Source organism: Devosia sp. 919 (assembly GCF_013185965.1).
Classification (GTDB): domain Bacteria; phylum Pseudomonadota; class Alphaproteobacteria; order Rhizobiales; family Devosiaceae; genus Devosia.
In genome coordinates this window covers 2770278-2781693 of sequence record NZ_JABAOL010000001.1, presented here as the reverse complement: position 1 = coordinate 2781693, position 11416 = coordinate 2770278, and the positions used below count along the sequence as shown (strand labels likewise).

General features: G+C 62.8%; 9 protein-coding genes. All 9 read left to right on the top strand.

The genetic code is table 11. From position 1 onward, the window contains the following. The first annotated feature begins 6 nt into the window (after positions 1-6). The 9 genes from mraY (at position 7) to lpxC (ending at position 11347) form a co-directional block, all read left to right on the top strand. Positions 7-1092, top strand: a complete 1086-nt coding sequence (gene mraY, locus HRQ64_RS13500) for a phospho-N-acetylmuramoyl-pentapeptide-transferase (protein ID WP_127753568.1) — start codon at positions 7-9, stop codon at positions 1090-1092. 129 nt (positions 1093-1221) lie between these two features. Next, a complete protein-coding gene (locus HRQ64_RS13495) occupies positions 1222-2382 on the top strand; it encodes a putative peptidoglycan glycosyltransferase FtsW (protein ID WP_172125050.1) in 1161 nt (386 codons plus the stop codon). Continuing rightward, a complete protein-coding gene (murG, locus tag HRQ64_RS13490; protein ID WP_172123665.1) occupies positions 2379-3494 on the top strand; it encodes an undecaprenyldiphospho-muramoylpentapeptide beta-N-acetylglucosaminyltransferase in 1116 nt (371 codons plus the stop codon). The genes HRQ64_RS13495 and murG overlap by 4 nt, the downstream gene beginning before the upstream one ends. Next, positions 3491-4909 (top strand): UDP-N-acetylmuramate--L-alanine ligase, encoded by a 1419-nt coding sequence (murC, locus tag HRQ64_RS13485; protein WP_172123664.1) that lies wholly within the window; start codon positions 3491-3493, stop codon positions 4907-4909. Before murG ends, murC begins: the two co-directional genes overlap by 4 nt. A gap of 34 nt (positions 4910-4943) precedes the next feature. Next, a complete protein-coding gene (locus tag HRQ64_RS13480; RefSeq protein ID WP_172123663.1) occupies positions 4944-5867 on the top strand; it encodes a D-alanine--D-alanine ligase in 924 nt (307 codons plus the stop codon). Next, on the top strand, positions 5855-6742 hold the full coding sequence (locus HRQ64_RS13475; protein ID WP_172123662.1) for a cell division protein FtsQ/DivIB: 888 nt from the start codon (positions 5855-5857) through the stop codon (positions 6740-6742). The genes HRQ64_RS13480 and HRQ64_RS13475 overlap by 13 nt, the downstream gene beginning before the upstream one ends. After that, the gene (ftsA, locus tag HRQ64_RS13470) at positions 6739-8052 is read left to right on the top strand and encodes a cell division protein FtsA (protein ID WP_127753563.1); all 1314 of its coding nucleotides are present in this window, start codon (positions 6739-6741) and stop codon (positions 8050-8052) included. The genes HRQ64_RS13475 and ftsA overlap by 4 nt, the downstream gene beginning before the upstream one ends. 570 nt (positions 8053-8622) lie before the next feature. Further along, positions 8623-10284 (top strand): cell division protein FtsZ, encoded by a 1662-nt coding sequence (ftsZ, locus tag HRQ64_RS13465; protein WP_127753562.1) that lies wholly within the window; start codon positions 8623-8625, stop codon positions 10282-10284. Between the two features lie 106 nt (positions 10285-10390). Then, the gene (gene lpxC / locus HRQ64_RS13460) at positions 10391-11347 is read left to right on the top strand and encodes a UDP-3-O-acyl-N-acetylglucosamine deacetylase (protein WP_127753561.1); all 957 of its coding nucleotides are present in this window, start codon (positions 10391-10393) and stop codon (positions 11345-11347) included. Positions 11348-11416: the final 69 nt, after the last annotated feature.

The following is an 11416-nucleotide window of genomic DNA, read 5'->3' as shown; positions in this document are numbered from 1 at the left end:
CCAAAAATGCTGTACTTTCTTGCCCAGTTGGGGGACACGCTCGCGGCGTTCAACGTCTTCCGCTATATCACCTTCCGCACGGCGGGGGCGGTGGTTACCGCCTTGTTCTTCGTGTTCCTGTTTGGGCCGGGGATGATCTCCTTGCTGCGCCTCAAGCAAGGCAAGGGTCAGCCGATCCGCGAAGATGGCCCCCAGGGCCACCTGCTGACCAAGAAGGGCACGCCCACCATGGGCGGGCTGATGATCCTGTCGGGCGCGGTTATATCGACCCTGCTTTGGTCAAACCTCACCAATGGCTATGTCTGGGTGGTCTTGTTCGTCACGGTCGGCTTTGGCGCTATCGGCTTTTACGATGACTATCTCAAGGTCAAGCGCATGAGCCACAAGGGCTTTGGCGGCAAGCAGCGCCTCGCCCTTGAAGCGCTCATTGGCGTTGTGGCTTGTTATGCCATCTCGCAACTCTCGCCGGGCGCGTTCTCCAACGCGCTGCTCTTCCCCTTTGCCAAGGGCCTTGCCGTCGATCTCGGCATCTTCTTTGTGCTGTTCGGCGGCTTCGTCATCATGGCCGCCGGTAACTCAGTTAACCTCACCGACGGGCTGGATGGCCTCGCCATTGTGCCGGTGATGGTTGCCTCGGCCTGCTTTGCCCTGATCGCCTATCTCGTGGGTAACCAGGTCTTCTCGGATTACCTGCTGCTTAACCATGTCCCCGGCACAGCCGAACTATCGGTGGTTTGCGGCGCCCTGATTGGCGCCGGCCTCGGCTTTTTGTGGTTCAACGCCCCGCCAGCCCAGATCTTCATGGGCGACACTGGTTCGCTCGCCTTGGGCGGCGCGCTCGGCTCAATCGCCGTCGCCACCAAGCACGAAATCGTCCTTGCAATTATTGGGGGCCTCTTCGTGCTGGAAACCGTGTCGGTGATCGTTCAGGTCGCCTCGTTCCGTCTCACCGGCAAGCGGGTGTTCCGCATGGCGCCCATCCACCACCATTTCGAGCATATGGGCTGGACCGAGAGTCAGGTCGTGATCCGGTTCTGGATCATTTCCTTCGTACTGGCGCTGATCGGGTTGAGTTCCCTCAAGCTACGCTAATTGGCGGCGCTGCGCCGCAGTTGTCCAACTTGTTGCAAAATGCGATGCAAGTTGGAAATCGGTAACCATCCCTGGGTTAGATATGGGGACTAGTGTTCCGTCTGGAGGCCGCGAGGCCGACTGCCCATGATGTTTTCCCGTGCCGAAAAAACACCCATCGCCGAATGGTGGTGGTCGATCGATCGCGAACTGCTTGGGGCGCTGATCCTGTTGCTGACCTGCGGCATGGTGCTGAGCTTTGCCGCCAGTCCGCCAGTGGCCGAGCGCATCGGGCTTTCCCCTTGGTTCTTCATCATTCGCCACGCCATGTTTTGTGGCCTGGCGCTGCCCGTGCTGGTCGCAACCTCCTTGTTGAGCCACCGGCAGGCGCGGGTTGGCGCTCTCATTGCGCTGGGTGTCAGCGTTGTCCTGCTCTGGGCGACCCTGAAGCTGGGCACGGAAGTGAAGGGCGCGCGGCGTTGGATCACCCTGGCGGGTCAATCCATTCAGCCATCCGAATTCGTCAAGCCGGCCTTTGCCGTGCTGGGTGCCTGGTTGTTCTCGGAATCGATGATCCACCGCAATGTGCCGGGCAAGATCCTTGCCACCGTGATCATGCTGGTGATCGTTTGTGGCCTCTTGCTGCAGCCCGATATCGGGCAGACCGCGCTGGTACTGGCGACCTGGGCCGTGCTGCTGTTCCTGTCCGGCATTTCCTGGTTCATCATCTTTGGCCTGGCCGGTGTAGCAGCCGTGCTGCTGTTCGGCGCCTATATGTTCTTCCCGCACTTTTCGCGCCGCATCGATACCTTCCTCAACCCCGATGGTGGTGGCAATACCTACCAGATCGACCGCGCCCTCCAGTCCTTGCTGGAAGGCGGCTGGTTCGGGCGGGGCCCGGGCGAATCCATTGCCAAAAAGCTCATCCCTGACGCCCATGCCGACTATGTGTTCTCCGCCGCCGCCGGTGAGTTCGGCATTCTCTTCTGCATGGTTTTGGTGGGATTGATCGGCTTTATCGTTATCCGCGCCATGCTCGGGGCGCAGCGCCAGAGCAGCCTGTTCGCCCGCCTTGCTGCCTCGACGCTCGCAATCCAGTTCGCCATGCAGTCGGGCATCAACCTCGCCGTGAACCTCAACCTCGTTCCACCCAAGGGCATGACCTTGCCCTTCGTGTCCTATGGCGGCACCTCCATGATCGCGATTGCCTTTGGCATGGGGCTGATGCTCGCCTTCACCCGCACCAAGCCCGAAGAACGCCTGGCCACCGGGCTTCCCAGTTACAAAAGCGCATTGGTGCCCGCAGAATGAAAAAGTTTATGTTGATGGCCGGCGGCACGGGCGGGCACCTGTTTCCCGCCATGGCCCTGGCCCAGGAACTGCGCCGTCGTGGTCACGTCATCGAGTTGATGACCGACCATCGGGTGGAAAGCTATGGCAGCGAATTTCCGGCGCGCGAAATCCACATCGTGCCCTCCGCCACGCCCTCGACGCGCAACCCGGTGAAGTTTGCAGCGGCCGCGGTCAAGCTGAGCGGCGGCGTTGCCGTTGCCCTGCGCAAGCTGCGGCGCAGCCGACCTGATGCCGTTATTGGCTTTGGCGGCTATCCCACCTTTCCACCATTCGTCGCAGCAAGCCTCCTGGGCATTCCCGGCATCCTGCATGAGCAGAATGCCGTAATGGGTCGCGCCAACCGCGCGCTGGTGCGTTTCGCCGATCTGCTTGCCCTGAGCTTTGCCAGCACCAAATATGCCGAGGCGCTGCAGATCGAAACCGTGCTCACCGGCAATCCGGTGCGTGATCGGGTGCGCGCCGTTGCCGATCGCCCCTATGCGGCGCCCGATGCCGAGGGGCCGTTGCACCTCGTTGTGTTCGGCGGCAGCCAGGGCGCCAAGGCGCTGTCCGACATCGTCCCCGCCGCCATTGCCGAGTTGCCCGAAGCCCTGCGCCAGCGCCTGCAGGTGCTGCAGCAGTGCCGCGCCGAAGACCTCGACCGGGTGGCCGAAATTTACCGCAAGGCTCGAGTCAATGTTGAACTGGCGGCCTTTTTCGGCGACCTGCCGGAGCGCATCGCCGCCTCCCATCTGGTGATCGCCCGCTCGGGTGCATCGACGGTGGCGGAACTCTGCGTCCTCGGGCGCCCCGCAATCCTTGTGCCGCTGCCCGGCTCGATCGATGCCGATCAGAAAAACAACGCCCTTACCGTCGAAGCGGCCGGGGGCGGCTGGGTGGCCGAGCAGGCCACGCTCTCACCGCAATCGCTTGCGACACGCCTTGCCACCTTGTTGACCGACCCTCCGGCTCTTGCCACCGCAGCGGCCCGGGCCAAGGGGCTGGGCGCGCCCCATGCTGTGGAAAAACTCGCTGACCTCGCCGAAATGCTGGCGGGCAAAGACTTTCAAGAACTGGAACATACCCCATGAAAATGCCGCGCAATATCGGGCCGGTCCACTTTGTCGGCATCGGCGGCATCGGCATGAGTGGCATCGCCGAAATCCTGCACAATCAAGGCTATGTGGTGCAGGGCTCGGATGCCGCCGCCAATCCCAATGTGCAGCGCCTGCGCGACATGGGCATCCGCATCGAGGTCGGCCAGCGCGCCGAAAATCTCGGTGAAGCGGCTGTTGTCGTCGTCTCCTCGGCCATCAAGAAGGACAACCCCGAGCTGGTTGCCGCTCGCGCCCGCGCGCTGCCGGTAGTTCGGCGCGCCGAGATGCTGGCCGAGATCATGCGCTTCAAGAACGCCATCGCCATCGGCGGCACCCATGGCAAGACCACGACCACCACCCTGGTCGCGACGCTGCTCGATGCCGGCGACCTTGATCCCACCGTTATCAATGGCGGCATCATCAATGCGTATGGCACGAATGCCCGGCTGGGCGCGGGCGAATGGATGGTCGTGGAGGCCGACGAGAGCGACGGCACCTTCGTCAAGTTGCCGGCCGACGTCGTCGTCGTCACCAATATCGATCCCGAACATCTCGACCATTACCGCGACTTCGAAGGCGTCAAGCGCGCCTTCCACAACTTCGTCGAGAACGTCCCTTTTTATGGCTTTGCGGTGATGTGCCTCGATCACCCCGAAGTGCAGGCGCTGGTCGGCGAGATCCGCGATCGCCGCGTCATCACCTATGGCACCAATCCGCAGGCCGATGTGCGCCTCGTGGACCTGGAAACCGTGGACGGCGTCAGCAAGTTCTCCGTCGAGATCCGCGACCGCATCCGCCTGACCCAGTTGCGCATTGATGGGCTCGAACTGCCCATGCCGGGCGAACATAACGCCCTCAACGCTACCGCCGCCATCGCTGTGGCCGACCAGCTGCATGTTCCGGCCGAAGCCATCCGCAAGGGCCTCAAGGGCTTTTCGGGGGTCAAGCGCCGCTTTACCAAGACCGGCGTCGTCGGCGGCGTCACCGTGATCGATGATTACGGCCACCATCCCGTCGAGATCGCCTCGGTGCTGCGCGCGGCCCGCCAATCCACCAAGCGCGACGTTATCGCCGTGGTCCAACCGCATCGCTATTCGCGCCTGCAGGACCTGTTCGACGACTTCTCTGCCTGCTTCAACGACGCCGACACGGTGATTGTCGCTCCGGTCTACGCCGCCGGCGAGCAGCCTATCCCAGGCGTTACGCACGACGAGCTGGTCAACCGTATCCGCGCCCGCGGCCACCGCGATGCTCGCGTGATCGACCGCGCCGAAGCCCTTGCGCCGCTGCTCGCCAGCCGGGTGGCCAAGGGCGACTATGTGGTGTGTTTGGGCGCCGGCAACATTACGCAATGGGCCGCCGCGCTGCCGGCGGAACTCGGCGCGCTTATGGGGGAGGATCCCCAGTGAGCCACCCCGTCGCGTTCGCTGTTCCTGGAGCAATTTGATGGCCAAGCATATTGCCGTCCTTATGGGCGGCCTGTCCAATGAGCGTCCCGTATCCCTGAGCTCCGGCAAGGGCTGTGCCGAAGCCCTGCGCCGCGTCGGCTACCAGGTGACCGAGGTCGATGTCGGCTATGACGTCGCCGAACAGCTCCGCGAGATCGCGCCCGATGTCGCCTTCAATGCCCTGCATGGCCGCTACGGGGAGGATGGCACCATCCAGGGGGTGCTCGAATTCCTGCGCATTCCCTATACCCATTCGGGCGTTTTGGCTTCGGCCTTGGCCATGGACAAGCACCAGACCAAGATCATGCTCAAGGCCGCCGGCGTGCCGGTGACCGACCATGTGGTGGCGAGCCGCGCCGAAGTGGGCCGCGCCCATGTCATGCCCGCGCCCTATGTGGTCAAGCCCGTCGCCGATGGTTCGAGCTTTGGCATCCTGATCGTCAAGGCTGACCAGTCCCATCCGCCCCAGGAGATACTGGGCGAAGACTGGAAGGGCGGCGAAGAGCTGATGGTCGAGCGCTATATCCCTGGGCGCGAGCTGACCTGTGCCGTGATGGGCGATGTAGCCCTTGGCGTCACCGAGATCGTCACCGATCTGGCCTTCTACAACTACGAGGCGAAATACTCCGCCGGCGGATCACATCATGTGCTGCCGGCGCAAATTTCACCGAAAATTTACGACAAAGTGCAGAAGATGAGCCTGCTTGCCCATGCGGCGTTGGGGTGTCGCGGGATTACCCGAAGCGACTTCCGCTTCAACGACGCGGCAGGCGAAGATGGTGAATTGGTCTGCCTTGAAATCAACACCCAGCCGGGAATGACCCCCACTTCGCTGGCGCCCGAACAAGCGGCTCACGCCGGGCATTCCTTCGAAGAACTGGTCACCTGGTTGGTGGAGGACGCGAGTTGCAACAGGTAAAAAGCGAGGCGTTTTTCGCCGGAGCGCGGGTGGTCAATCCGCGCCAGCTGCCTGTTCGCATGCGACCGCCCCGGCGCAAGCTGGCCAATATTGTGGGCCGCGCCTGGGTGCTGCACCGCCACGCCCTCGTGCGGGCCGCCAGCGCTATGGCGCTGCTCGCCATTGGGCTGGGTGTGTGGCAGGTCCGCGAGCCGATCGGGCTGGGGATGGCCACCCTTGGCGAGCTGGCGCAAGGGCAGGCTGCCGCTGCCGGCTTTGCCATTGGTGAAATCTCGATCACGGGCCAAGCCCTGACGCGCGAGCAGGACGTCTTCGATGCCCTTGGCGTGCAGCCCTACACCTCGACCGTCGCCTTTGACGTCGAAGCGGCCCGCCTGCGCATTGCCGAGCTGCCTTCGGTAGAAGCCGTCAGTGTCCGCAAGGGCCTGCCTGGTGACATCGTCGTCACCATCACTGAAAAGGTACCGGTGGCGCGTTGGCGCGTGGATGGCGTGACCTTTGTGGTGGATGCCCAGGGCGACCAGATCGGCGAAGATGCTGGTGCTTATGGCGATCTGCCCCTCGTCGTGGGCGATGGCGCGGCGGATGATGCCCTCGTGATGATCCGGGCCTTGCAGCAATATCCGGTGCTGCAGGAGGGTCTGGTGGCCCTGTCGCGCATCGCCGACCGCCGCTGGGACATGATCTACGAAACCGGCTTGCGCGTGCAATTGCCCGAGCTTGGCGTCGCCCAGGCGCTGCGCAAGCTCGATATGTATCAAACTGAATACCAGCTCCTCGACCGCGACGTCACCGTGATCGATTTGCGCGTGGATAGCCTCGTGGCAGTCCGGCCGGCCGAGATCGAAGAAGAAAAAGAAACCAAGAAACCATGATGACCGATGCCATGACTTCGCGGCTTCGTCCCCTTCAGCCCGGGCGCACCACGCTTGTGGCGGTGCTCGACATCGGCTCCACCAAGATTTGTTGCGTGATTGCGCGTTTGTCGCCCCGGCCGGAAGGCAAGTCGCTCAAGGGCCGCTCGCACAAGGCCGAGGTCATCGGCTTTGGGTATGGCCCGTCCTCGGGCGTCAAGAGCGGGGTCGTCACCGATATTGAGAAGGCCGAGCAGGCCATTCGCTCTGTGGTGGGCATGGCCGAGCGCGCCGCCGGGCTGACGCTGGAGTCGGTGCTCGTCAATGTCACTGCCGGCCGGCTCGGCTCGGAAACCTTCTCCGCAGCCGTCTCGCTTGATGGCCAGGAAGTCGAAAAGGCCGATCTGCAACGCGTGTTGCGCGCCGTTAACGAGCGCAGCGTTCGCCCCGAGCGCTCCATCATCCATGCCTTGCCCATCGGCTATTCGCTCGATGGCCAAAAGGGCATCCAGGATCCCAAGGGCATGGTCGGCGACAAGCTCGGCGTCGACGTGGCGGTGGTGAGCTCGGAAACCCTTGCCATGCGCAATCTCGAACTGGTGCTGCATCGCTGCCATCTGCAGATCGAAGCGTTGGTCGCCACGCCCTATGCCTCGGGTCTGGCGACCCTGGTTGATGATGAAGCCCAGCTCGGTGTGGCCTGCCTGGATTTCGGCGGCGCGACGACGACCGTTTCGGTCTTCAACGAAGGCCATCTTTGCTATGCCGACGCGATCGCGATTGGCGGGCATCATCTGACTCTGGATATTGCGCGCCAGCTCTCGGTCAGCGTTGCCGATGCCGAGCGCCTGAAGACGCTTTATGGCTCGGTGCTGCCCGGCCAGGCCGATGAACGCGACATGATTCCCATCCAACCGGTGGGCGCGACTCACGATGAGGCGCCGGGGCAGGTGGCTCGTTCCGTGCTGACCCGGATCATGCGTCCGAGAATCGAAGAAATCCTGACGGCCATCCGCGATCGCATGCAAGCCACGGGCATGATGGATATGTGCGGGCGGCGTTTCGTGATGACTGGCGGCGCCAGCGAAATGACGGGCCTGCCCGAAGTCGCGCGACGCGTGCTCGCACGCAATGTGCGCAATGGCCGGCCGATGGGAATCGCGGGGCTGCCGGAGATGGCCAAGGGCGCAGCCTTCGCGACCGTTGCCGGCATGCTGATTTACCCGCAGGTGTGCTCGCATGAATATGCCGAGCCGCGCGGCGCCAGCAAGCTGACCGGCACCGATGGTTACCTGGCGCGGGTCGGGCACTGGCTGAAGGCCAGCTTTTAGCGTGGTTGGCCGGGCAGCCTCCGCTGCCCGGCGACTCAATTTATCCCCGGTGCCAAAAGCTCGGTTATTGTTGCCCCATCTTCATGCGCAACTGCGCGGTCGCGACGAACGGTCGGCATGAGGAGGCCGGATGGCATGGGGGTCGCTCCATGTCCTGTGGTTTAAAGGATGATCTGTGACCCGATTTGAGCCCCCGGGTTTGTCTTTCGGCACGGGCTTAAGCCGAGGACGGTCCTTTCCATAGAGTCTCCGGGATAGCATGGGGCAAGGCTTGCTTCACCTATACCCTTTCGCCGGACGACCGGCACCGAGGCGATCCTTGCCCCATGTCGCAGCCGCTGACCTCCGGTCGAGCGGAGATTCGGCACGTTTCAGCCGCCCTGGCGCCGTTTACCATCTCGTTTTCGTGAAGCTGAAAGCCGGCCTGAAACGCCGCATGTCCCCTGGTCTCCAGAGAGCGGGGAAGTGTTGCATTTTGCATGAGGGTTAACGGCAATGGGACAGTTGTTAGGTGCCCGTTAACGATTTGGGAGGTAAATCTTTACCAACCAAGCCACTATGGGGCCCCTAATGACCATCAACCTCACGATCCCAGATATTCAGGAACTTAAGCCCCGCATCACCGTATTCGGATGTGGTGGCGCCGGCGGCAACGCCGTTAACAACATGATCGAGTCTGGGCTCGATGGCGTCGACTTCGTCGTTGCCAACACCGACGCACAGGCTCTCGCCCTCAGCAAGGCACAGCGCATCATCCAGTTGGGTGTCGGCGTTACCGAAGGCTTGGGTGCCGGCTCGCACCCGGAAGTCGGTCGCGCCGCAGCCGAAGAAAGCTGGGACGAGATCAACGATCACCTCTCGGGCTCGCACATGGTGTTTATCACCGCGGGCATGGGCGGCGGTACCGGCACCGGTGCGGCACCGGTTGTGGCTCGGGCCGCTCGTGAGCAGGGCATCCTGACGGTTGGCGTGGTCACCAAGCCGTTCTCGTTCGAAGGCAATCGTCGCGCTCGTCTGGCTGAAGACGGCATCGATGAGCTGCACCGCCATGTCGACACCCTGATCGTTATCCCCAACCAGAACCTGTTCCGGGTTGCCAACGAAAAGACCACCTTCGCCGACGCCTTCGCGATGGCAGATCAGGTGCTGTTCTCGGGCGTCGCCTGCATCACCGATCTGATGGTCAAGGAAGGCCTCATCAACCTCGACTTCGCCGACGTTCGCGCCGTGATGCGCGGCATGGGCAAGGCGATGATGGGTACCGGCGAAGCATCGGGCGAAGACCGTGCGCGTCACGCTGCCGAAGCTGCCATTGCCAATCCGCTGCTGGACGATGTGTCCATGCAGGGTGCACGTGGCCTGCTGATCTCGATCACCGGCGGCCCTGACCTGACCCTTTACGAAGTGGACGAGGCTGCCAGCCGCATCCGCGAGGAAGTCGACTCGGATGCCAACATCATCCTGGGTGCAACCTATGATCCCGATCTGACCGGCACGATCCGCGTCTCCGTCGTGGCGACCGGCACCGATGCAACCATGGTGCAGGCGCTTGAGCCCGCAAAGCCCCATGCTTCGCGCACGCCGCTTTCGGTAAAGCGTCATGTTCCCGTCGAGCCGACCCGTATTGCCGCCGAGCGTAGCGCCCAGGGCGTTGTTCAGCAGCAGATCGAGCATCAGGTCGAAGCTGCGGTGGCCGAGGCTATCTCCCATGAAGCGCCAGCCCCCGCTTATAGCGGCCATGACGATGATGGTGTGATGGTGGAGCCCTATATCCCTTCGGCCCAGGCCATCGACGAGATGGACGAGCCCGCAATGCCTGAAGAATCGCCGGTGCCGAGCGTTTATGTGCCTTCGCACGCCGCTCGCCCCGAAGGTCAGCGCCGGATGCCCCGCACTGAGGAGCTTCCAATTGTTGCGCGCCGGTCACAGGAGCCGCAGGAAAGGCAGGACGCCGAACCCCGCAATGCCCGTGCCTTGTTCAAGCGTTTGGCCTCCAATGTGGGCCTGAGCCTGGGTCAAACCGCTGAAGGCGGACGCGACGAAGCGGTCTATTCCGGAGCCGATGATGCCGCTGCTCGCAGCGCGATTGAGGCAGGCGGCCCAAGGGCTTCGCGGGTTCCGGCTGCTGCTGAAGGTGCGCGCGGCGCTCTTGATCCGCATGGTCGCCAGCCCGCTCCTGCGCCTCAGAAAGAGCATCTTGAGATCCCCGCTTTCCTGCGCAAGCACGGTTAACGGTTCCTTGTAGCGAGCATCCAACATCACTCGGTGCGGCTTCCGCACCGAGTTTTTTTTGGCTAACAGTTTCCGCGTACCCCGCTGGGGTGGAGTGATCCCGAGTATGAATAAACTGTCCACGCGCCAGCGCACCCTGTCATCCACCCTGTCCTTTGCTGGATATGGTGTTCACGGGGCACAGCCCGTTACGCTTACCCTGGGCCCCGCGCCCGTCGATAGCGGGTTCCTGATTTGCCGCGAAATGAGCGACGGAAGGGTGACCAAGCCCGTTCCGGTGCATTTCTCACGCATTACCCGCACCACGCTTTGCACCACGCTCGATCTGGGCGACAGCGTCAGCGTCGCCACCATCGAGCATGTGACCTCGGCTCTGTCGGGCATGGGCGTCGACAATGCCTTGATCACTCTGGACGGCCCGGAATGCCCCATTCTTGATGGCAGTGCATTCCCGTTCGCCCAGGCGATTCTGGAAGCAGGGCTCGAAATCCAGCCGGCCCAGCGCAAGTTCCTCAAGGTCATGCGCGCCGTTACCGTGCGCAACAACGACTCCTTTGCCGCGCTCGAGCCCTATAACGGCCGCGCCCTCGATCTCGAGATTGATTTCGACAGCAAGGTCATCGGCCGCCAGCGCATGATCTTCGACTGGACGCCACGCCGGTACTACGACGACGTTTCGCGTGCCCGTACCTTCGGTTTCGTTCGCGACGCCAAGATCCTGCGCCAGGCCGGCTACGCCATGGGCTCGAGTCTCGACAATTCCATCACCGTCCATGAGGACAAGATCCTCAATCCCGGCGGCTTGCGCTACGAGGACGAATTCGTCCGTCACAAGCTGCTCGATGCCATCGGCGACCTGTCACTCGGTGGCTTGCCGATCTGGGGCCGGTTCCGCTCCTATAAGGGTGGCCATGCCTTGAACGCCCATGTTCTGGCTGGGCTATTTTCGAGCGAAGCCAACTATGAAATAGTGGGCGCCGAGGCATTGCCGCTCGAGTTCGAGGCGTTTGACGATCAACCTGATGGTCTGGCTGTCAATCATTACCTGCGTTCGGTGCGTTAATTCTTCGTGGCCGGCACGGCCACAGTTTTGATCCATTTTCTATCTACGCCGCAGCAGCGGTACGTGTAA